Raw genomic sequence first — 19,879 nt, forward strand, 5'->3', positions numbered from 1 at the left:
TACCTGTCCTGCCAGTGCTTACGATGCGGTCCGGGCGGGGTCGCCGCCCGTGAGGCCGGCATGAAGTCCGAAGTTGGCGGGGCCGTCAACCGTTTTTAGCACGATCCAGCCCGCCGGCCCGCGAGCCGAAGAAGGCGGCCTGCCGCATCTCCGGCCGCGTCAGAAGCGGCATCACCACCTCGGCGATCGTCTCGGCCCAGCGCTCGGCGCCGGCCGCCTCGGCGATATGGTCCTGCCGCACCTCGATGAGCAGATGCGGCAGGCCGCGCGCCGTGGCGTGACGATAGAGCGTGTCGTTGCGGAGCGCCCCGTCATAGGGCTCGTTGTCGCCGACCGTCAGGCCGCGCGCCCGGAAGGCGGCGAGCGCCGGCCTGACCAGCCGGTCGTCGCTGTCCCAGAGGATCGCCATGTCCCAAGGGCGGGACACGCCCTTCCAGGCCGGCGTGAAGGAGTGGACGGAGAGGATGGCCGGCAGCGTGCCGGTCGCGATCATCCTGTCGATGAGGCCGGCGATCGCCGCGTGATAGGGGCGGTGGAAGCGCTCGATGCGCCGCTGCCGCTCGGCCGCGTCGACACCGGCGTTGCCCGGCACGATCGCCCCGTCGGAGAGGCGCATCACCAGCGTCGGGTCATCCTCGCCGCGATTGGCATCGATGAGGAGGCGCGAGAAACGCGTCACCAACGCCGGCGCGCCGGTCAGCGCGGCGAGGCGCCGCACCAGCGTCTCCACGCCGATGTCGTAGGCGATGTGCCGTTCCAGCTCGGCGGCCGGCAGGCCGAGGTCGCCATAGGGCGGCGGCACCCGGTTGGAGGCGTGGTCGCCGAGGATCAGCAGGCCGCCGGCCTCGTTGCCGGCAAGAAAAGCGAAGGGGGCGTCGTTGGTGGGGTCCTGCATGGCGGACGATCCTAAATGCTGCTATCGGTCGGATAAAGTCGAGATCCGTCCATTGACGACGCCGGCCGGCCGACCGTTGCACATCCGCCGCGGTCGGCAAGCCGCCTCCCTTCAGGTCCGTTCATGTCGCTTGCCAAATCGCCGCCGCTCGCCGCCCGCCCCGCCGAGGTCGTAGCCTTCCTCGCCCTCTGCCTCGGCGCCGTTGCCATGGGCGTGTCGCCGGTGTTCGTCCGCCTCGCCGACGTCGGTCCGTTCGCCAGCGCCTTCTGGCGCGTCGCGCTGGCCGTGCCGGTGCTGGCGCTGTGGGCGATGAGCGAGGGCGGCGGCCGGGCGCTTGCCTCCGCCTTCCGCTCCAGGGCCATCTGGCTGGCCGGCGTCTTCTTCTCGATCGACCTGTTCTTCTGGCACCTGTCGATCCTGCATACGTCGATCGCCAACGCCACCTTCCTGTCGTCGATGGCGCCGATCTGGGTGCTGCTGTTCTCCGGCTTGTTCATCGGCGAGAAGGTCGGCCGCCGCGAGGCGGCGGGCGTCGTGGTCTGCATCCTCGGTGGCGCCGTGCTGCTCGGCGGCTCCTACACGCTCGATGAAAGCAAGCTGATCGGCGACCTCTACGGCATCGGCACCTCCTTCGGCTTCGGCACCTATTTCCTCGCCGTGCGCGCCGCCCGCCGCGAGCACACCACCGGCACCGTCACCTTCGGCGCCACCACGGTGACCGCCCTCTGCCTGTTCGTCGTCGCCCTCGCCTTCGAGCCGAAGCTCTTGCCCTCCTCGCTGGCCGGCGCGGCGACGCTCGCCGCCCTCGCCTATGTCAGCCACATCGGCGGCCAGGGCCTGCTCGCCTTCGCCCTCGGCTATCTTTCCGCCGCCTTCTCCTCGCTGGTCATCTTCATGGAGGTGATCGCCGCCGCCCTGCTCGCCTTCCTGGTGTTCGGCGAGGCGATCGGCTGGAGCCAGGGGCTGGGCGGCCTGATGATCCTCGGAGGCATCTGGATCGCCCGGCCGAGATCATGAATGCTGTCTCAGGACACGACCAAAGACTGGAGCGTAAGCCCTTGACGATGCGTGCTAATGTTTGGACGGCGGTGGACACGGCGGATCGGCGCGGGCCTTTCCGTAATTATACGTTGACATTTTGCCGTAGGTCACGCGATAAGGCGGGGCATTCTCCGATGAGCACCGGACCAGGATCGTTGGCTGACGGTACACCGATGGCGGCACGGAAGGGACCGGCACGACGGACACGTCCGGCGGTTACGGCCGCGGCCCTGTCGCTTCTCCTCCTCGCTGCCGCGACGCCGGCGAAGGCCGATCTCAGGCTCTGCAACAAGACCGACGGCACCATCTCCGTGGCGATCGGCTACAAGGCCGAGGACGGCTGGCGTTCCGAGGGCTGGTGGAACATCGGCGGATCGAAATGCGGAACGCTGCTCTCCGGCGCGCTCGGCTCCCGCTATTACTACCTCTACGCCGTCGACAGTCAGCACGGCGGCGAATGGGGCGGCAAGGCGTACATGTGCACGAGACGCAAGATGTTCACCATCAGCGGCGTCGAGAACTGTGTCGCCCGCGGCTACGAGCGGACGGGCTTCTTCGAGGTCGACACCGCCGAGCAACGCAGCTGGACCGTACACCTCTACCAGCCGACCCAAAAAGGAAACGGGGCGAAATGAGACGAAACCGCAAGGTCAAGATACTTGCAACCCTAGGCCCCTCCTCCTCCGACAAGGACATGATCGCTCGGCTCCACCAGGCGGGTGCGGACTGCTTCCGCATCAACATGAGCCACACCAATCACGAGAAGCTGCGCTACTACGTGTCGACCATCCGCGAGGTCGAGGCCGAGGCCGGCCGGCCGATCGGCATCCTCGCCGACCTGCAAGGCCCCAAGCTGCGCGTCGGCACCTTCGCCAATGGTCCGGTGTTCCTGGAGATCGGCTCCAAGTTCGCCTTCCATCGCGACAAGGTCGACGGCGACGTCACCGGCGTCACGCTGCCGCATCCGGAAATCATCGACGCGCTGGAACCCGGCCACCGCCTGCTGATCGACGACGGCCGCCTCAGGCTGCGCATCGTCGAGAACGACCGCAAGGTGGCGGTCGCCGAGGTGGAGGTCGGCGGCAAGATCTCCGACCGCAAGGGCGTCAGCCTGCCCGACACCATCCTCACCTCCGGGGCGCTGACCGAGAAGGACCGCGCCGACCTCACCGCCGCCCTCGACGCCGACGTCGACTGGATCGCCCTCTCCTTCGTGCAGCAGCCGGAGGACCTGATGGAGGTGCACGAGATCGTCGACGGCAAGTGCGGCGTCATGGCCAAGATCGAGAAGCCGCAGGCCGTCAAGCGCTTCAACGAGATCCTCGAACTCTCCGACGCCATCATGGTGGCGCGCGGCGATCTCGGCGTCGAGCTGCCGCTCGAGCAGGTGCCGAGCGTGCAGAAGAGCATCACCCGCACCACGCGCAAGGCCGGCAAGCCGGTGGTGGTCGCCACCCAGATGCTGGAATCGATGATCCAGTCGCCGGTGCCGACCCGCGCCGAGGTGTCCGACATCGCCAACGCCGTGTTCGAGGGCGCCGACGCCGTCATGCTGTCGGCCGAGTCGGCGGCCGGCGCCTATCCGGTCGAGGCGGTGCAGACCATGAGCCACGTCGCCGAGGAAGTGGAAAGCTCCGAGCACTTCCACTCGATCCTGGCCGGCCAGCGCGGCGAGCCGGACGCGACGCCGGCCGACGCCATCTCCGCCTCGGCCCGCCAGATCGCCGAGACGCTGGGCATCGCCGCCCTGGTCTGCTTCACCGCCTCCGGCGCCACCGGCCTCCGCGCCGCCCGCGAGCGGCCGTCGACGCCGATTCTCGCGCTGTCGCCCAACCGCTCGATGGCCCGCCGCCTGGCGCTGGTCTGGGGCATCCACTCGGTGGTGACCGACGACGCCCGCTCGCTCAACGACCTGGTGCAGCGGGCGAGCCGCATCTCGGCCGAAGAAGGCTTTGCCGCCCCCGGCGACCGCATCATCATTACCGCCGGCGTGCCCTTCGGCTCGGCCGGCGTCACCAACCTCCTGCGCATCGCCACCATCGGCGCCGACGGCAAGTCGGGAATCTGAACGCGCAATCAGCCTGGGAAGAAAGGGCCGGAGCGATCCGGCCCTTTTCTTTTGTCAGATGTCCCGGCCATGGCTGCCGGCGACGATCGCCTCGATGGCGTCGTCGAGGCCGTCGAAATGCGGGTCGACCGCCTGAAGACGCCGAAGCACCGCCAGCGCCCGTTCGTGCTGGTCGAGATCCTCCAGCACCGAGGCAAGCTCCTTCATCGCCAGGAAATGGCGCGGCTCGATGCGCAGCACGGTCTGGAAATCGCCGATGGCCGGCGACAGACGGCCGGCCAGCAGATGCAGCGTGCCGCGCCGATAGTAGGCTTCGGCAAAGGCCGGCAGTCGCACCGTCAGCTCGTCGAGGATGTCGAGCGCGCCGGCGGCGTTGCCGGCCGCCACCGCCTTTGCCGTCCAGGACAGCAGGAGATCGGCCGTGGCGCTGCCGCTCGCCGCCCAGCGGCGACGGATGTCGGCCTCGATGCCGGCCGCCTCGGCGCGGCTGCGGGCGGCGGCAAGGGTGGCGAACAGACGGTCGAGATCGGCGGCGGCATCCGCCGGCACCACAGACACCAGCCGCTCCCGCCCGTCGGCGGGAGGCGGCGGCAGGTCGGGGCCAGCCGCGGCGACCGGGCCGGCGGCGATCAGCAACAGAACAACCAAGGGCACAAAAACACGCATACCCGGGAAGGTACCTTCCCGGGCAGCGATCGTCGAGTGCATCCTGGCGCCGGGGCGGGCCGAAGACCCGCCGGCCGTCAGCCCTGGCGGGCCTTGTAGCGCGGATTCTTCTTGTTGATGATGTAGATGCGGCCCTTGCGGCGGACCATGCGATTGTTGCGATCGCGGGTCATCAGGGCCCGGAGAGAATTCTTGATCTTCATTTGGTCCATCCTTGCCGGCAGGCCGCCGCGGCGTCGGCGCCTTGACGACGCGCCGCCGACGGGACGATGCCCGACGTGGTCAATCCCGATGCCAGAGAAGCTGCCGCCCCCTTGCCCGAATTCGGCGGGACCATACGGACCGACCTCGCCGATGTCAATTGCGCGATGACCGACTTTTCGGGGAAAGCCGGCCGGCCGCGCACGGGAAAGACGCTGTCGCCCGCTCGGTGGCGCCTCAGCGGGATTCGCTCTTCTCCTCGGCCACTTCCTCAAGTTCCTCGGCCTTCTCGGCGAGCGCCTCGCTGACCTGCCGAATCTCCTCCTCGTCGAGCTTTTCGATGCCGATGAACTTGTTCTGCGCCTCTGATGTCAGGATCAGTTCGTCGATCTTGGCCTGCAGCGCCCGGCCGTCGCGATTCTGGGAATTCTGCAGCACGAACACCATCAGGAAGGTGACGATGGTGGTCGCCGTGTTGATGACCAGTTGCCAGGTTTCGGAAAAGCCGAAGATCGGTCCGGTGACCGCCCAGAGAAAGACCAGGCTGACGGCGAGAGCGAAGGTGACGGGCCGCCCGGCCAGTTCGGACATCGTCGAGGCAAAGCGGGAAAACAGATGCGACGCCGAGGACCCCTTCATGATCACCTCATTTCCCCTGCAAGGCGTCGGATGCCGCCCCGATGACAACGGTTTCGGCGGCGGGCGGTTCCGCGTCGGCCAAGGGATCGGGCGCCGAAAAAAGCCAACCCGGCGGCGGCCAGAACGCCCTGATCGTCGGCCTTGCCCTTTTCTTGCCGCCATTCCACTGTTATCGCGAGGGACGCCGAGCCGCGGGGGGTGTCCCCCCGCGTCGCCGGACGATGGGACGCCATGATCATGCCGGGACAGTTCGCCAGCCTTTCCCGCCTTCTTGACGGCGTCGGCCGCCTCGTCCGGCTCGGCCGGGCGCCGGATGCCGTCGCCGCCTCGGCGGCATGCGACGGCTGCGATCTCATCCGCGTCGCCAGCTACAATATCCACAAGGCCATCGGCAACGACGGCACCTACGACCCGGCGCGCACCATCGCGGTGATCGCCGAGATCGACGCCGACATCATCGCGCTGCAGGAGGCCGACCGCCGGCTCGGCGACCGCAAGGGCCGGCTCGACCTCGCCACGCTGGAGCGGGAGACCGGCCTTTCGCTGGTGCCGGTGGCCGCCCGGCCGACCAGCCACGGCTGGCACGGCAACGCCCTGCTCTACCGGCGCGGCAAGGTGATCCGCGCCGAGCGCGTCCACCTGCCGCATGCCGAGCCGCGCGGCGCCGTGCTGGCCGAGTTCGACATCGACGGCCGCCCCTTGCGCGTCGTCGCCGCCCATCTCGGCCTGCTGAGCCGCACCCGTCGCCAGCAGATGGAGCGGCTGCGCGCCTATCTCGAAGCGCGCCAGCCGATGCCGACGCTGCTCTGCGGCGATTTCAACGAATGGCGGCCGGGCCGGGCCAACTCGCCGCTTGAGCGGCTGTCGCCGCTGTTCAGCACCACCGACGCGGTGCCGAGCTTCCCCTCGCGCCGGCCGGTGTTCCCGCTCGACCGCATCTTCGGCTGGCCCGACGGCCTGGTCGCCGATTTCTCCGTCCACGACAGCCCGGTCGCCCGCCGGGCCTCCGACCACCTGCCGGTCAAGGCGGTGATCGACCTCAGGTCGACCGCGGAGCTGCTGGAGGCGCCGTCAGCCGGCCTGTCGCGCCGCGAGCGCGACGCGGGCGGCGGCCAGATCCTCGACGGCGAGGCCGACCGACTTGAACACCGTTATCTCCTCGGCTGAGCGCCGCCCCTCCACCCGGCCGCCGCAGAGATCGTAGAGCGTGCCGGCGATCTCCCTCAGTGCGCCCGAAGCCATCGGACCCTTGATGTCGCCCGATTCGATGGCCGCCGCCGGCCCGTCGAGGAACACCCGGCCGCGTGCCGTCACCACATCGTCGGTCTCGCACATGTGCGGCAGGAAGGAGCCGACAAGGTCGAGATGCTGGCCCGGCTTCAGCCAGTCGCCCCGGATCATCGGTGCGGTGGCGAGCGTGGCGCAGGAGACGATGTCGGCCTCGCCAACCGCCGCTTCGAGATCGGCGCGCCGCTCCGCCGCCACGCCCTGTTGCCGCAGATGCTCGACCAGCCGCTCGGCGCGGGCCGGCGTGCGGTTCCAGACCAGCACCCGGTCGATCGGCAGCACGGCTCGGTAGGCCGCCGGCATCTCCGATCCGACGTGACCGGCGCCGACCACCAGCAGCGTGCGGGCGTCGGCGCGCGCCAGACAGGAGGCGGCGAGCGCCGAGGCCGCCGCCGTGCGCCGGCCGGTCAGCGCCCGGCCGTCGAGCAGCGCCAGATGCGCGCCGGTGGTCTCGTCGAACAGGAGATAGCTCGCCGTCACCGCCGGGAGGCCGCGCGCCGCGTTGCCCGGCACGACGTTGACGATCTTGACGCCGCCGTGGCTGGCCTCGCCCATCCAGGCGGGCATCAAGAGGAGCGCCGCGTCGGGTTCGCCGGCCCGCGGCAGGCTGTGGACGTGGCGGAGCGGCGCCGCGACGCCGGCCGCGAACATCTCGCGGAGGCCGGAGATCAGCGCCGGATAGTCGAGGGCGGCGGCGGTGGCGGCGGCATCGAGAACGAGCATGGCCGGCTCCCCGGAGGCGGTATCGGAGAGGCAGCATAGTCCTCAGGTCGCCGATTGAAAGCCTCGTCTGGCGCCATCCGCCCGCCGAACGGGCAGGCGCGGAGCCTACGAGCCGATGTCGCGGACGATCTCGGCGGCGAGCGAAGCGAGGTCGCGGCCCTTCGCCCAGGCGAGGCAGATCGGCAGGTCGAAGGCGGCGGGCAGCGCCACCGCGTCGATGCCGTCGATGACGCCGTCGACCGACAGCTGCGGCAGCACCGAGAGATAGCCGTGCTCGCGCACCAGGTTGACGATGACCGGAATGGAGTCGATCTCGGTGAAGTTGGCCGGCGTCTGGTCGCCGCGCACGCCGGCCGCCTCGAACAGGTCCTTGACGGCGCGGCGCAGGCCGGAACGGGCGCTTGGCACCGCCACCGGCTCGCGGCTGAGCGCCTCGACCGGATCGCCGCAGCGGTCGCGGAAGCCGGCCGGGCCGACCACGGCAAGGCGCGACCGGCCGATCTCGATGCCGTCGAGGCCGGCGCCGGCCGCCGCCATGTCGATCAGCACCAGGTCGAGCCGGCCGGCCTTCAGCTCGGAGATCAGTTCCTCGGCGGTGGCGCTCTTCAGCATCAGATGGCCCGGCCGGGCCGGTCGTCGCCAGGCGGCGACGAGGTCGGCCAGCATGCGGGCGATGCGGCTCTCGTGGCCGAGCGGCACGACGGAGCCCAGCCGGAGCGTGGCGATCCGCCGCCGGAAATCGCGGGCCGCCGTGCCGGTGAGCGCGCTCCAGCCGGCGAGGAGATCGGCGATCAGCACCGCCGCCCGGTCGCCGGCCGGGGTCGGCCGGCAGCCGCCGGCGCCGCGCTCGATCAGCCTCGTCCCGAGCTTCTCCTCAAGGCGCGCGAGCTGGCGCGTGAGCTGCGGCTGGCCGACGCCGATGCGTCGGGCCGCCGTGCGGATGCTGCCGGCGTCGAGCGTGTCGAGGAAGTGACGCAGCGACAAGAGCGACAGCGGCCGGACCGCCGCCCGCCGCCGCTCGTCCTCGGCGCCGCCGGCCAGCGCCGCGGCGAGATCGGCCAGCCGCTGGAGGTCCGGCCCGATGCGCCGCGCCTCGAAGGTGAGGGTGAGGCCGGGGCCGGCGGCGAAGGCCAGATCGACGGCCAGCGCCGCTTCCACCCGGCGGAAGGCCGCCGCCACGCTGACGACCGGCCGGCCGAGCGCCCGCGCCGCGCCCCTGAGCGAGGCTTCGCGCAAAACGCTATCGCAAATGACGAGCGCTGCTGTATCCATATATGAGGCAGATCCGGCGGATTTGACTAAGGCCGAGGCAGAGACGGGAGATCGGCATAGGCTGTACGGATAAAGGGATATCCCTCTACCCGCAACCTTGGCCTATTCTTTCCGGCGAAAGGTGACGAAGCGTGTCCGAATTGTCTCCTCCCGAATTTCCAGGCGGAACGTCGACCGGCCTCGCCGTGCTCGAAGCGGTGGCGGCCGGCGTCGGCGCCGTCGTGCTGGACGGCAAGCCGCTGGGCTTTTCCGCGCTGCGGCGCCTCTCGGCCGGCGTCGACGCCGCGGTGATCGACGAAACCGCGCTCGCCGCCGTGGCCGCCGCCCGCACGGCCTTCGAGGAGGCGCTCGCCTCGGGCGCCCTTGTCTATGGGGCGAACACCGGCGTCGGCGCCATGAAGGACTGGACGCCGTCGCCCGAGGACCTCGCCCGCTTCAACGCCGACCTGGTGCTGGCCCACGCCTTCGGCGTCGGCACGCCGCTCTCCGTGCCGGTCACCCGCCTCGCCCTGGCGATCCGCGCCAATACCATGCTGGCCGGCCACACCGGCTCGACGCCCGATCTCGCCCGCCGGCTGGTCGCCTGGCTCAACGCCGGACTGACGCCGGTGCTGCGGCCGGTCGGCTCGCTCGGCACCGCCGACATCGGCCTGATGGGACAGGTCGGCGCCGCGCTGGCCGGCGACGGCGAGGCGATGCTGGCCGGCGAGACGCTGCCGGCGCTGGAGGCGATGTCCCGGGCCGGTCTCCAACCCTTCGAATGCGGCGTGAAGGACAGCCTGGCGGCGCTGAGTTCCAACGCTGCCGGCGTGGCGCTCAGCACGGCGGCGATCGGTCGTGCCGCCGGCACGCTGCGCACGCTGATGGCCACCGGCCTCGCCGCCGCCGCGGCGGCCGGCTCGCTGCCGGCGCCGGCGCTGGCCGCCACCGTTCTCGGCACGCCGCGCCAGGCGGAGATCGGTCGCTGGATCGACACCGCCCGCACGGACTCGGCCGTTCCGCCCGGCCACCGCCTGCACGATCCGCTCAGCCTGCGCATGATGCCGCAGGTGTTCGCCGCCGCCGTCGACGCCGTCGAGGCGGCCGGCCGCGTCGCCGTCGCCGACACCGCCCGAAACGACGACAATCCCGTGGTGCTGGGTGGCGCCGTGCTGTCGTCGGGCGGATCGCTGCCGCTCGACCTGACGCTGGCCGTCGAGGGTGCCACGCTGGCGCTCGCCCATCTGGCGCGCAACGCCATGAACCGCTGCATCCTGATCGTCAACGGCCGTCTCGTCGGCCTGCCGGTCAATCTGGTGGCGCCCGGCACCACCATGACCGGTTTCGGCCCCGTGCTGAAACTGGCCGGCGAGCTGTTCGCCCGCGTCCGCCATCTCGCCGTGCCGGTATCGACGGAGCCGCTGACCGTCGCCGACGGCATGGAGGACGAGGCGACCTTCCTGCCGCTCGCCGTCGACAATCTCAGCCGTGCCCTCGACGCGCTCGATCTGCTCGCGGCGCTGGAAGCGCTGATCGCCGCCGCCGCCTTCGACGTCGCCGGCCTCAAGCCGAATGGCCTCGCCGGCTGCGTCCATGCGGCCGTGCGCCGCCTCGCCGAGCCGCACCAGCGCGACCGGCGGCTGTCGCTGGAGATCGAGGCGATCGCCGCCGACCTTGCCTCGCCGGAGCGGATCGCCGAACTGGCGAAAGCCGCGCCACTGACAGATTTCGACAATTTTTTTGCTATCTTCGACCTCGCCTGAGAATTCCATGCCTCTCAAAGGCGGGAAAACGCTGAAAAAATAGAACGGGATTACCCGCAACCAGTCAGGAGAACAGTCACATGAAAGCTCTGAAATACGCCGCCGCCGCGCTTGCCCTCGGCCTCTTCGCCGGCACCGCCGACGCCAAGGTCGTGGTGTCCTCGAAGATCGACACCGAGGGCGGCGTCATCGGCAACCTCATCCTGCTCGCCCTTCAGAACGCCGGCATCGAGGTCGAGGACCGCATCCAGCTCGGCGGCACGCCGGTGGTGCGCCAGGCGATCACCGCCGGCGAGATCGACATCTATCCCGAGTACACCGGCAACGCCGCCTTCTTCTTCAACAAGGCCGATGATCCCCTGTGGAAGGATGCCGCCAAGGCTTATGAAGAGGCCAAGACGCTCGACTACGACGCCAGCAAGATCGTCTGGCTGACGCCGTCGCCGGCCAACAACACCTGGGCCATCGCGCTCCGGAAGGACGTGGCCGACGAGGCCGGCGTCAAGACGCTCAGCGACTTCGGCGCCTGGGTCGCCAAGGGCGGCAAGGTCAAGCTGGCCGGCTCGGCCGAGTTCGTCAATTCGGCCTCGGCGCTGCCGTCCTTCCAGACCACCTACGGCTTCAAGCTGACGCCCGACCAGCTCATCGTCCTCTCCGGCGGCGACACGGCGGCCACCATCAAGGCGGCGGCCGACCAGACCAACGGCACCAATGCCGCCATGGTCTACGGCACCGACGGCGCCATCGCCCCGTCCGGTCTGGTGGTGCTCGACGACGACAAGGCGGTGCAGCCGGTCTACCAGCCGACCGCCATCGTCCGCGAGGAGGTGCTGAAGGCCAATCCGGCCATCGCCGACACGCTGAAGCCGATCTTCGAGAGCCTCGACCTTGTGACGCTACAGACCCTCAACGCCCGCGTCCAGATCGGCGGCGAGCCGGCGAAAGCGGTGGCCGAGGACTACCTGAAGTCCAAGGGCTTGCTGAAGTAACAAACCTGCCGGCGGCGGGGCCTGCCCCTCCGCCCCTTCCCTACCCGAGGACCGCCATGACGATGCTTGCCGACGCTGGACCGGACGAACCCGCCGCATCGTGGCGGATCGACCGGCTCGGCGTCGTCATCGCCCTGCTGCTCGTCGTGGCGCTGGCCCTGCCGTTCGCCACCTTCCGGGCCACCCGCATCGCCTCCGGCACCGGTCTGCTGCTGCACGAAGCGCTGCCGGCGCCGGCCGCCGCGGCGGCGGCGGCCGCGCTTGTAGCCGCCCTCGCCGGCGCGGTGACCCTTCGCCGTCCGGCCCTGCGCCTCGCCGCCGGCGTGCTGGCCCTCGTTGCTCTGGCGCTCGGCGTCGGCGCCGCCGCCGCCTTTCTCACCCCGGCCGACAACCCCTATGCCCGCATCGCGCCGGGCAGCGGCTTCTGGGTCGGCGTGTTCGCCGCCGCCATGCTGGTCACCGACGCCATGGTCCGTCTGAGGCTCGGCCCGGCCGGCCGGCTGATCGCACTTGCCATGACCGCGGCGCTGATTGCCGCGTTGCTGGCTTCCGGCGCCTGGAGCCGGCTGTCGCTGCTGGCCGAATACCGCAGCCGCGCCGACGTGTTCTGGCGCGAGGCCAACACCCATGTCATCCTTGCGGCCGGCTCGCTGGCCGCCGCCGTCGCCGTCGGCCTGCCGCTCGGCATCCTCGCCCACCGCGTCCGCCGGCTGCGCGATCCGATGATCAATGTCCTCAACGTCATCCAGACCATTCCGTCGATGGCGCTGTTCGGCATCCTGATCGCCCCGCTCGGCTGGATCGCCGCCAATGTGCCGGGCGCCCACGCGCTGGGCATCCGCGGCATCGGCATGGCGCCGGCCTTCCTGGCGCTGTTCCTCTATTCGCTGCTGCCGATGGTCGCCAACACCATCGTCGGCCTCAACGGCGTGTCGCGCGCCGTGGTCGACGCGGCGCGCGGCATGGGCCTCACCGGCCTTCAGCGCCTCTTTCAGGTGGAGATGCCGCTCGCCTTGCCGGTGATCCTCACCGGCATCCGCATCGTGCTGGTCCAGAACATCGGCCTCGCCACGGTGGCGGCGCTGATCGGCGGCGGCGGCTTCGGCGTCTTCCTGTTCCAGGGGCTCGGCCAGACGGCGACCGACCTCATCCTGCTCGGCGCGCTGCCGCCGGTGGCGCTGGCGTTTGCCGCCGCCGTCGTGCTCGACGCCGTCATCGAGATCTCCGGCAGGGGCAAGCCATGATCGAACTCAGCCACCTCACCAAGGTCTACGGCGACATCCCCGTCGTCAACGACGTCGACATGACGATCGCCACCGGCACCATCACCGTCATCGTCGGCACCTCCGGCTCGGGCAAGTCGACGCTGCTGCGCATGGTCAACCGGCTGATCGAGCCGACCGAGGGCCGCGTCTTCATCGAGGGACGCGACGTGTCGCATCTGCCGGCGCACGAACTGCGCCGCTCGATCGGCTACGCCATCCAGAACCACGGCCTGTTCCCGCACTGGACGGTCGCCCGCAACATCGCCACCGTGCCGCTGCTGCTCGGCTGGGACCGGGAGAAGGTACGGGCGCGCGTCGCCGAGCTGATGGAGCTGTTCCAGCTCGATCACGACCAGTTCGCCGACCGCTACCCGCACGAACTCTCCGGCGGCCAGCAGCAGCGCGTCGGCGTCGCCCGCGCCATGGCGGCGCGACCGGCCCTGCTGCTGATGGACGAGCCGTTCGGCGCCCTCGACCCGATCATCCGCGCCAAGGCGCAGGCCGACCTCAAGGCGATCCAGCGCCGCACCGGCACCACCATCCTGCTGGTCACCCACGACATGGCCGAGGCGATCCACCTCGGCGACCGCATCGCCGTCATGGACGGCGGCCTTCTCAAGCAATACGCGCCGGCCGCCGACATCCTGGCCCGGCCGGCCGACGCCTTCGTCGACGACCTGATCGGCGTCGTCGACCGGCCCTTCCACTACCTGACGCTCGGCACGGTCGGCGCGGCCGTCGAGCCGGGCGAGGCCGACGGCGCGCCGCTCAACGCCGACGCCAGTCTCTACGAGGGCCTCGGCGCGCTCTTGTGGTCCGGGCGCAAGGCGGCGCCGGTCGTCGACGCCGCCGGCCGGGACGTCGGCCGCGTCAGCCTCGACAGCATCGCCGAACGGGCGGCGCGCCCGACATGATCCGCGATACGATCCGTCCCGGCACCATCCTGCGGGTTCTGGTCCTCGTGGCGCTCATTGCCTTTCTCGTGGCACCGGAGCGCTTTGCCGGCCTTCTCGCGCCGCTCACCACCAACAACGCGCCGCCGATCTACAACCAGGGCAGCCTCGTCGACCTGACGCTGTCGCATCTCTTTACCGTGGCCATCTCGACGCTGGCCGCCGCCGTCGTCGCGGTCAGCCTCGCCGTCTTCGTGACAAGGCCGGCCGGCCGCGAGTTCCTCGCCCTGTCGCGCGCCGTCGTCAACATCGGCCAGACCTTCCCGCCGGTCGCCGTGCTGGCGCTGTCGGTGCCGGCCATGGGCTTCGGCGAGGCGCCAACCCGCATGGCCCTCTTCCTCTACGGCCTGTTGCCGATCTTCGAGAATACGCTTGTAGGCCTGTCGACTCTGCCGCCGGCCGTGGTCGAGGCGGCCTCGGCCATGGGCATGACCGGCCGCCAGCGGCTCCTGAAGGTCGAGCTGCCACTCGCCATGCCGCTGATCCTCGAGGGGCTGCGCCTTTCGGCCGTCATCGGCCTCGCCACGGCAACCATCGGCTCGACGGTGGCCGCCAAGGGCCTCGGCGAGGTGATCATCGCCGGCCTCCTCTCCAACAACCTCGCCTTCATCGTCCAGGGCGGCGTCATCACCGGCGTGCTGGCCGTGCTGATTTCCGACGGCTTCCAGGCCGTGGCGCGACAGGCGGCGAAAAAGAGCGGCACCCGGCCGCAGACGGAGACCTGACATGTCCGATTTCGACCTCGTCCTCGCGGGCACGCTGGTTCTGCCGGACGCCCTGGTGCCACGCGGTTTCGTCGCCGTGCGGGACGGCAAGGTGGCGCTGGTCGGCCGCGGCGCCGCGCCGGCCGCCCGTGAGCGGCACGACCTCGGCGAAGCGCTGATCCTGCCCGGCGCCATCGACGCGCAGGTGCATTCGCTCAGCCAGAAGGGGCAGGAGGACTTTATCTGGTCGACGCGGGCGGCGGCGGCCGGCGGCGTCACCACCATCGTCGACATGCCCTATGACGAGGGCGACGTCGTCAACTCGGCCGACGCGGTAAAGCGCAAGATCGCCCACGCCGAAAGCCAGGCGCGCGTCGACTTCGCGCTGCACGGCACCATCGACCCGGCCGAAGGCGCGAGCCGCATCCCCGAGATGATCGCCGCCGGCGTCGCCGCCTTCAAGTTCTCGACCTTCGGCACCCATCCGACCCGCTTTCCGCGCATTCCGCCCGAACTGCTCTACGACGCCTTCGCGGCGATCGCGCCCTATGGCCTTGTCGCCGGCGTCCACAACGAGAACCACGAGGCGGTCGAGGCCCACATGGCCAGGGTGAAGGCGACCGGCATCACCGACTGGCGGGCGCACGGCCTCTCCCGGCCGCCGATCACCGAGACGCTGGCCATGGCCGAGATCTACGAGATCGGCGCCGCCACGGGCTGCGACGCTCACGTTGTCCACTGCTCGGTGGGGCGCGGCTACGAACTGGCCGCCCGCTACCGCGCCGAGGGCCACGTCGCCACCGCCGAAGCCTGCATCCACTACCTCACGCTCGACGAGGAGCACGACGTCGCCCGCCTTGGCGGCAAGGCCAAGATCAACCCGCCGATAAGGCCGCGCGCCGAGGTGGAGACGCTGTGGCGCCACGTCGCCGCCGGCAACGTCTGGCTGGTCTCCACCGACCACGTCGCCTGGTCGGAGGAGCGCAAGACCGATCCCGACATGCTCAAGAATGCCTCCGGCGCGCCCGGCCTCGAAGCGATGCTGCCGCTGTTCGTCAAGGGCGCCATCGAGCGCGGCGTGCCGCTCACCTGGGCGGCAAAGCTGATGGCCGAGAACCCGGCCCGGCATTTCCGCATCGATCACGTCAAGGGCGCGCTGACGGTCGGCCGCGACGCCGACATCGTGGTGATGACGCCCGAGCCCTTCGTCTACGACGCGGCAAGGAGCGGCAACACCGTGGTCGGCTGGTCGCCCTACAACGGCATGACGCTCCCCTGGCGCATCGCCGCCACCTACAACCGGGGCGAACAGGTCTACGACGGCACCAAGGTGCTGGCCGAGCCTGGCCGCGGCCGCTTCGTGCGGCCGCCGATGACGCGGGTGATCGCGCCATGACCGCCCGCCCCGACCGCATCGCCGCCGACATCGACGCGCTCGCCGCCCTCACCGATCCCGACCGTCCCTGGACGCGCCGCGCCTTCACGCCGCGCTTCCTCGACGGCCGGAAATACATCGCCGAGGCGATGGCCGCCGCCGGCCTCGCCACCCGCATCGACGCCGCCGGCAATCTGATCGGCCGCCGGCCGGGACGCCGGCCGGGCAAGGTGCTCGCCGTCGGCTCGCATTCCGACACCGTGCCGGACGGCGGCCGCTTCGACGGTATCGCCGGCGTCGTCGCCGGGCTGGAGATCGCCCGCGTTTTCAATGAGACCGGCCTCGTCCTCGACCACGACTTCGAGGTGATCGACTGCCTGTCCGAGGAGGTGTCGATCTTCGGCGTCTCCTGCGTCGGCTCGCGCGCCATCGCCGGCGTGCTGCCGGCCGACTGGCTCGGCCGCGCCGCCGACGGCCTGACGCTGGCGGACGGCATCGAAGGCGTCGGCGGCGATCCGGCCCGGCTCATCAAGGCCAAGCGCACCGACATCGCCGCCTTCCTCGAACTGCACATCGAGCAGGGGCCGGTGCTGGAGGCCGGGCGCCGCGACGTCGGCGTCGTCACCGCCATTTCCGGCATCACCCGCGTCGAGATCGTCGTGGAGGGCCGCGCCGACCACGCCGGCACCACGCCGATGACCGCCCGCGCCGACGCGCTGGTCGCCGCCGCCGACCTGGTGCTCGGCATCCGCGCCTTGGCGCTGGCGCGGTCGCGCGGGCCGGCGCATTTCGCCGCCACGGTGGGCGAATTCTCCATCCTGCCGGGCGCCGCCAACGTCGTGCCGTCGTCGGCCCGGCTGCTGATCGATGCGCGCGCCGAGAAGCGCCCCGACATGGATGCCTTCCTCGTCGATCTCAACGGCCTTTCGGCCGAAGTCGCGGCCCGCCACGGCGTCGCGGCGACGCCGCGCCTCGTTTCCGACAATCAGCCGACGCCGGGCGATCCGCGCCTTCTCGAAGCGCTGGAAGCCGCCGCCGACGCGGTCGGCGCCAGCCATCGCCGCATGGCCTCGGGCGCCGGCCATGACGCCGCCTTCTTCGCCAAGGTGGCGCCGGCCGCCATGGTCTTCGTGCCCTGCCGCGACGGCCGCAGCCATTCGCCCGACGAGTGGGCCGAGGCCGCCGCCATCGCCCGCGGCGCCGACGTGCTGATCGAAACCATCCGCCGCCTCGACCGGCGCCAAGACACGGAGTGACACCATGGGCCGCATCCTCACCGAACGCGACGTCGAGGCCGCCGTGCGCGGCGGCTCGGTCTACGCCGCCGGCGGCGGCGGCTGGGTCGATCACGGCCGCATGCTCGGCGGCGCCGCCGTGCGCATGGGCAAGCCGGAGCTGGTCTCCGTCGACGAACTCGACCCCGAGGCGATCGTCGCCACGGCGGCGGCGATCGGCGCGCCGGCCGGCACCACGCCCTGGGAAATGCAGGGCGTCGACTACGTCAAGGCGGCGCAGTTGCTGCAAGAGGCGCTGGGTAAGAGGATCGCCGGCTTCATGGTCGGCCAGAATGGCCGCTCGTCGACGCTGAACGGCTGGCTGCCGGCCGTGGCGCTCGGCGCCAAGGTGGTCGACGCGGTCGGCGACATCCGGGCGCATCCGACCGGCGACATGGGTTCGATCGGCCTCGCCGGCTCGCCCGCCCCGACCATCCAGACCGCCGTCGGCGGCAACCGGGCCGACAACCGCTACATCGAACTGGTGGTGCGCGGCGCCACGGCCAAGGTGTCGCCGATCCTCCGCACCGCCTCGGACATGTCGGGCGGCTTCATCGCCTCGGCCCGTGCGCCCGTCACCGCCGCCTACGTCAAGGCCAACGCGGCGCTCGGCGGCATCTCGCTGGCGCTGGCGCTCGGCGAAGCCATCCTCGACGCCGAGGAGAAGGGCGGGCCGGCGGTGATCGACGCCATCCTCAAGGCGACCGGCGGTACAATTCTCTCGGAAGGCCGTATTACGAGTAAGGCCGTCGCCTATACCAAGGAAGCCTTCGACATTGGCACCGTCACCCTCGGCGAGGGCAAGGCGGCGACGACGCTGCACGTCATGAACGAATACATGGCCGTCGACGATGCCGAGGGGCGGCGCGTCGCCACCTTCCCCGACGTCATCACCACCCTGACCCCGACGGGCGAGCCGCTGTCGGTCGGCCAGCTCGAAGAGGGCATGACCATCCTGGTGCTGCACGTGCCGAAGACGCTGATTCCCTTGGGCTCGTCGGTGCTCGATCCCACCGTCTATCCGCCGGTGGAAAAGGCGATGGGCATCGATATCGCCCGCTACGCGCTCAGTGCCGACGTCTGACCGGAGGAAACACCATGGCCAATCCCCGTTTCCCCGTGCCCGGCGGCCCGACCTTGCGGGCAAAAGGCTGGCGGCAGGAGGCGCTGCTGCGCCTTCTCGAAAACGTGCTCGCCGTCGGCGAGGACCCCGACAACCTGATCGTCTACGCCTCGCTCGGCCGCGCCGCCCGCAACTGGGCGGCGCACGCCAAGATCGTCGAGACGCTCACGACCATGGACGAGGACCAGACGCTGGTCATCCAGTCGGGCAAGCCGGTCGGGCTTCTGAGGACGCACCCGCAAGCGCCGCTGGTGATCATGGCCAACTGCAACATCGTCGGCCAGTGGGCCAAGGCGGAAGTGTTCTACGAGTTGCAGGAAAAGGGCCTGATCTGCTGGGGCGGCCTGACGGCCGGCGCCTGGCAGTATATCGGCAGCCAGGGCGTCATCCAGGGCACCTACGAGATCTTCATGCGCATCGCCGAGAAGCGGTTCGGCGGCACGCTGGCCGGCCGCTTCGTGCTGACCGCCGGCCTCGGCGGCATGGGCGGCTCGCAGCCGCTGGCCGGCCGCATGGCCGGCGCCGCCATCCTCTGCGTCGACGTCGATCCGGAGAGGGCGGCAAAGCGCAAGGCCATCGGCTATCTCGACGTGATCGCCCCCGACCTCGACGCCGCCCTCGCCCTGGTGCTGGCGGCGAAAGCCGAGGGCCGGGCGCTGTCGGTCGGCCTCGTCGCCAACGCCGCCGACGTCTACCCGGAAATCCACCGGCGCGGCATCATCCCCGACGTCGTCACCGACCAGACCGCCGCCCACGACCTCGTCTACGGCTACGTGCCCAACACCCGCACGCTCGACGAGGCGCGGGCCATGCGCAAGACCGACCCGGCAACGCTGATGGCCGAGAGCCGCGCCGCCATCGCCGTCCATGTCCGCGCCATGCTGGACTTCCAGCAGGCCGGCGCCGAAGTGTTCGACAACGGCAACCTCATCCGCACCCATGCCCGCGACGGCGGCGTCGCCGACGCCTTCGACATCCCGATCTTCACCGAGGCCTATCTCAGGCCGCTGTTCTCCAGGGCCATCGGCCCGTTCCGCTGGATGGCGCTTTCCGGCGATCCCGAGGATATCCGCAAGATCGACGACAAGGTGCTGGAACTGTTCCCCGACGACCGCATCGTCGCCAACTGGATCCGCCTTGCCCGCGACAACGTGCCCTTCGAGGGCCTGCCGGCCCGCATCGCCTGGCTCGGCCATGGTGCGCGGACGAAGCTGGCGCTGGCCGTCAACGCCATGGTCCGCGACGGCGCGCTCACGGGGCCGGTCGCCTTCTCGCGCGACCATCTCGACGCCGGCGCCATGGCCCATCCCAACATCATGACCGAGAAGATGAAAGACGGCTCCGACGCCATCGCCGACTGGCCGCTCATCGACGCCATGACGCTCTGTTCGTCGATGGCCGACCTCGTCGTAGTCCATTCGGGCGGCGGCGGCTATGCCGGCTTCATGACCTCGGCCGGCGTGACGCTCATCGCCGATGGCACCGACGCCGCCGACCGCCGCCTCGGCCTGTCGCTGACCAACGACACCTCGCTCGGCGTCATCCGCTATGCCGACGCCGGCTACAGCGAGGCGGTCGACGAGGCGGAGAAAAAGGCGGTCGGCTGGCTGGGGCTCTAGGCTTTTCAGCGGGAACCGCCTGAAAATTCGCGTCAGACGGCCG

General features: G+C 70.6%; 19 protein-coding genes. 13 read left to right on the top strand and 6 right to left on the bottom strand.

The features are described 5' to 3' along the window. Nucleotides 1-85 precede the first annotated feature (85 nt). Nucleotides 86-895 (bottom strand): N-formylglutamate amidohydrolase, encoded by an 810-nt coding sequence (locus H512_RS23990; protein ID WP_036791708.1) that lies wholly within the window; start codon nucleotides 893-895, stop codon nucleotides 86-88. 123 nt (nucleotides 896-1,018) lie between these two features. On the opposite strand from H512_RS23990, the gene H512_RS23995 reads away from it, so the two are divergent. The 3 genes from H512_RS23995 (at nucleotide 1,019) to pyk (ending at nucleotide 4,004) form a co-directional block, all read left to right on the top strand. Next, nucleotides 1,019-1,912: a DMT family transporter gene (locus tag H512_RS23995; RefSeq protein WP_053239860.1), complete on the top strand. Its 894-nt coding sequence runs from the start codon at nucleotides 1,019-1,021 to the stop codon at nucleotides 1,910-1,912. 197 nt (nucleotides 1,913-2,109) lie between these two features. Continuing rightward, nucleotides 2,110-2,571 carry a DUF1036 domain-containing protein gene (locus tag H512_RS0113565; protein ID WP_036791711.1) on the top strand — a complete coding sequence of 154 codons (462 nt, stop codon included), beginning with the start codon at nucleotides 2,110-2,112 and terminating at the stop codon, nucleotides 2,569-2,571. Continuing rightward, nucleotides 2,568-4,004: a pyruvate kinase gene (pyk, locus tag H512_RS0113570; protein WP_026783919.1), complete on the top strand. Its 1,437-nt coding sequence runs from the start codon at nucleotides 2,568-2,570 to the stop codon at nucleotides 4,002-4,004. The genes H512_RS0113565 and pyk overlap by 4 nt, the downstream gene beginning before the upstream one ends. A 54-nt stretch (nucleotides 4,005-4,058) precedes the next feature. Here pyk and H512_RS0113575 read toward each other — a convergent pair whose 3' ends face one another. The 3 genes from H512_RS0113575 to H512_RS0113585 all read right to left on the bottom strand — a co-directional run bounded on the left by H512_RS0113575 (nucleotide 4,059) and on the right by H512_RS0113585 (nucleotide 5,510). Next, nucleotides 4,059-4,658, bottom strand: coding sequence for a tetratricopeptide repeat protein (locus tag H512_RS0113575; protein WP_156899490.1), 600 nt, complete (start codon nucleotides 4,656-4,658; stop codon nucleotides 4,059-4,061). An 89-nt stretch (nucleotides 4,659-4,747) separates the two neighbouring features. Next, nucleotides 4,748-4,873, bottom strand: coding sequence for a type B 50S ribosomal protein L36 (ykgO, locus tag H512_RS0113580; protein ID WP_026783921.1), 126 nt, complete (start codon nucleotides 4,871-4,873; stop codon nucleotides 4,748-4,750). Nucleotides 4,874-5,108: 235 nt separating this feature from the next. Next, complete coding sequence (locus H512_RS0113585; protein WP_026783922.1) at nucleotides 5,109-5,510, bottom strand: low affinity iron permease family protein; 402 nt, start codon at nucleotides 5,508-5,510, stop codon at nucleotides 5,109-5,111. Nucleotides 5,511-5,747: 237 nt separating this feature from the next. Between H512_RS0113585 and H512_RS24000 the strand changes: the two genes are divergently transcribed. Further along, a complete protein-coding gene (locus H512_RS24000) occupies nucleotides 5,748-6,677 on the top strand; it encodes an endonuclease/exonuclease/phosphatase family protein (RefSeq protein WP_156899494.1) in 930 nt (309 codons plus the stop codon). On the opposite strand, the gene lhpI is transcribed toward H512_RS24000, so the two are convergent. Beyond that, nucleotides 6,582-7,520 (bottom strand): bifunctional Delta(1)-pyrroline-2-carboxylate/Delta(1)-piperideine-2-carboxylate reductase, encoded by a 939-nt coding sequence (gene lhpI / locus H512_RS0113595; protein ID WP_026783923.1) that lies wholly within the window; start codon nucleotides 7,518-7,520, stop codon nucleotides 6,582-6,584. The two genes, H512_RS24000 and lhpI, sit on opposite strands and share 96 nt — an antisense overlap. 105 nt (nucleotides 7,521-7,625) lie before the next feature. After that, complete coding sequence (locus H512_RS0113600) at nucleotides 7,626-8,756, bottom strand: LysR family transcriptional regulator (RefSeq protein ID WP_026783924.1); 1,131 nt, start codon at nucleotides 8,754-8,756, stop codon at nucleotides 7,626-7,628. 167 nt (nucleotides 8,757-8,923) lie between these two features. On the opposite strand from H512_RS0113600, the gene H512_RS0113605 reads away from it, so the two are divergent. The 9 genes from H512_RS0113605 to H512_RS0113645 all read left to right on the top strand — a co-directional run bounded on the left by H512_RS0113605 (nucleotide 8,924) and on the right by H512_RS0113645 (nucleotide 19,836). Then, on the top strand, nucleotides 8,924-10,534 hold the full coding sequence (locus H512_RS0113605; protein ID WP_084798483.1) for an aromatic amino acid lyase: 1,611 nt from the start codon (nucleotides 8,924-8,926) through the stop codon (nucleotides 10,532-10,534). Between the two features lie 80 nt (nucleotides 10,535-10,614). Then, nucleotides 10,615-11,523, top strand: coding sequence for a glycine betaine ABC transporter substrate-binding protein OsmF (gene osmF, locus H512_RS0113610; RefSeq protein WP_026783926.1), 909 nt, complete (start codon nucleotides 10,615-10,617; stop codon nucleotides 11,521-11,523). 56 nt (nucleotides 11,524-11,579) lie between these two features. Beyond that, nucleotides 11,580-12,767, top strand: coding sequence for an ABC transporter permease (locus H512_RS0113615; RefSeq protein ID WP_084798484.1), 1,188 nt, complete (start codon nucleotides 11,580-11,582; stop codon nucleotides 12,765-12,767). Then, complete coding sequence (locus tag H512_RS0113620) at nucleotides 12,764-13,702, top strand: ABC transporter ATP-binding protein (protein ID WP_026783928.1); 939 nt, start codon at nucleotides 12,764-12,766, stop codon at nucleotides 13,700-13,702. The genes H512_RS0113615 and H512_RS0113620 overlap by 4 nt, the downstream gene beginning before the upstream one ends. Next, nucleotides 13,699-14,466 carry an ABC transporter permease gene (locus tag H512_RS0113625; protein ID WP_026783929.1) on the top strand — a complete coding sequence of 256 codons (768 nt, stop codon included), beginning with the start codon at nucleotides 13,699-13,701 and terminating at the stop codon, nucleotides 14,464-14,466. Before H512_RS0113620 ends, H512_RS0113625 begins: the two co-directional genes overlap by 4 nt. A 1-nt stretch (nucleotide 14,467) precedes the next feature. Beyond that, complete coding sequence (locus H512_RS0113630) at nucleotides 14,468-15,841, top strand: dihydroorotase (RefSeq protein ID WP_026783930.1); 1,374 nt, start codon at nucleotides 14,468-14,470, stop codon at nucleotides 15,839-15,841. Beyond that, nucleotides 15,838-17,076 carry a Zn-dependent hydrolase gene (locus H512_RS0113635; protein ID WP_026783931.1) on the top strand — a complete coding sequence of 413 codons (1,239 nt, stop codon included), beginning with the start codon at nucleotides 15,838-15,840 and terminating at the stop codon, nucleotides 17,074-17,076. The genes H512_RS0113630 and H512_RS0113635 overlap by 4 nt, the downstream gene beginning before the upstream one ends. A 4-nt stretch (nucleotides 17,077-17,080) precedes the next feature. Further along, entirely contained in the window at nucleotides 17,081-18,178 is a 1,098-nt protein-coding gene (locus H512_RS0113640; RefSeq protein WP_026783932.1) for a thiohydantoin desulfurase, read from the top strand. Between the two features lie 14 nt (nucleotides 18,179-18,192). Further along, nucleotides 18,193-19,836 (top strand): thiourocanate hydratase, encoded by a 1,644-nt coding sequence (locus H512_RS0113645; RefSeq protein WP_026783933.1) that lies wholly within the window; start codon nucleotides 18,193-18,195, stop codon nucleotides 19,834-19,836. Nucleotides 19,837-19,879 lie beyond the last annotated feature (43 nt).

The organism is Pleomorphomonas koreensis DSM 23070 (genome assembly GCF_000425185.1).
Classification (GTDB): Bacteria; Pseudomonadota; Alphaproteobacteria; order Rhizobiales; family Pleomorphomonadaceae; genus Pleomorphomonas; species Pleomorphomonas koreensis.

What these genes read in the sequence shown, in the direction of transcription:
- H512_RS0113585 (WP_026783922.1), bottom strand. Translation starts at nt 5,510, where the DNA reads ATGAAGGGGTCCTCGGCGTCGCATCTGTTTTCCCGCTTTGCCTCGACG.
- H512_RS0113565 (WP_036791711.1), top strand. Translation starts at nt 2,110, where the DNA reads ATGGCGGCACGGAAGGGACCGGCACGACGGACACGTCCGGCGGTTACG.
- H512_RS0113615 (WP_084798484.1), top strand. Translation starts at nt 11,580, where the DNA reads ATGACGATGCTTGCCGACGCTGGACCGGACGAACCCGCCGCATCGTGG.
- lhpI (WP_026783923.1), bottom strand. Translation starts at nt 7,520, where the DNA reads ATGCTCGTTCTCGATGCCGCCGCCACCGCCGCCGCCCTCGACTATCCG.
- H512_RS0113625 (WP_026783929.1), top strand. Translation starts at nt 13,699, where the DNA reads ATGATCCGCGATACGATCCGTCCCGGCACCATCCTGCGGGTTCTGGTC.
- ykgO (WP_026783921.1), bottom strand. Translation starts at nt 4,873, where the DNA reads ATGAAGATCAAGAATTCTCTCCGGGCCCTGATGACCCGCGATCGCAAC.
- H512_RS0113635 (WP_026783931.1), top strand. Translation starts at nt 15,838, where the DNA reads ATGACCGCCCGCCCCGACCGCATCGCCGCCGACATCGACGCGCTCGCC.
- osmF (WP_026783926.1), top strand. Translation starts at nt 10,615, where the DNA reads ATGAAAGCTCTGAAATACGCCGCCGCCGCGCTTGCCCTCGGCCTCTTC.
- H512_RS23990 (WP_036791708.1), bottom strand. Translation starts at nt 895, where the DNA reads ATGCAGGACCCCACCAACGACGCCCCCTTCGCTTTTCTTGCCGGCAAC.
- H512_RS0113630 (WP_026783930.1), top strand. Translation starts at nt 14,468, where the DNA reads ATGTCCGATTTCGACCTCGTCCTCGCGGGCACGCTGGTTCTGCCGGAC.
- H512_RS23995 (WP_053239860.1), top strand. Translation starts at nt 1,019, where the DNA reads ATGTCGCTTGCCAAATCGCCGCCGCTCGCCGCCCGCCCCGCCGAGGTC.
- H512_RS0113640 (WP_026783932.1), top strand. Translation starts at nt 17,081, where the DNA reads ATGGGCCGCATCCTCACCGAACGCGACGTCGAGGCCGCCGTGCGCGGC.
- H512_RS0113620 (WP_026783928.1), top strand. Translation starts at nt 12,764, where the DNA reads ATGATCGAACTCAGCCACCTCACCAAGGTCTACGGCGACATCCCCGTC.
- H512_RS24000 (WP_156899494.1), top strand. Translation starts at nt 5,748, where the DNA reads ATGCCGGGACAGTTCGCCAGCCTTTCCCGCCTTCTTGACGGCGTCGGC.
- pyk (WP_026783919.1), top strand. Translation starts at nt 2,568, where the DNA reads ATGAGACGAAACCGCAAGGTCAAGATACTTGCAACCCTAGGCCCCTCC.
- H512_RS0113645 (WP_026783933.1), top strand. Translation starts at nt 18,193, where the DNA reads ATGGCCAATCCCCGTTTCCCCGTGCCCGGCGGCCCGACCTTGCGGGCA.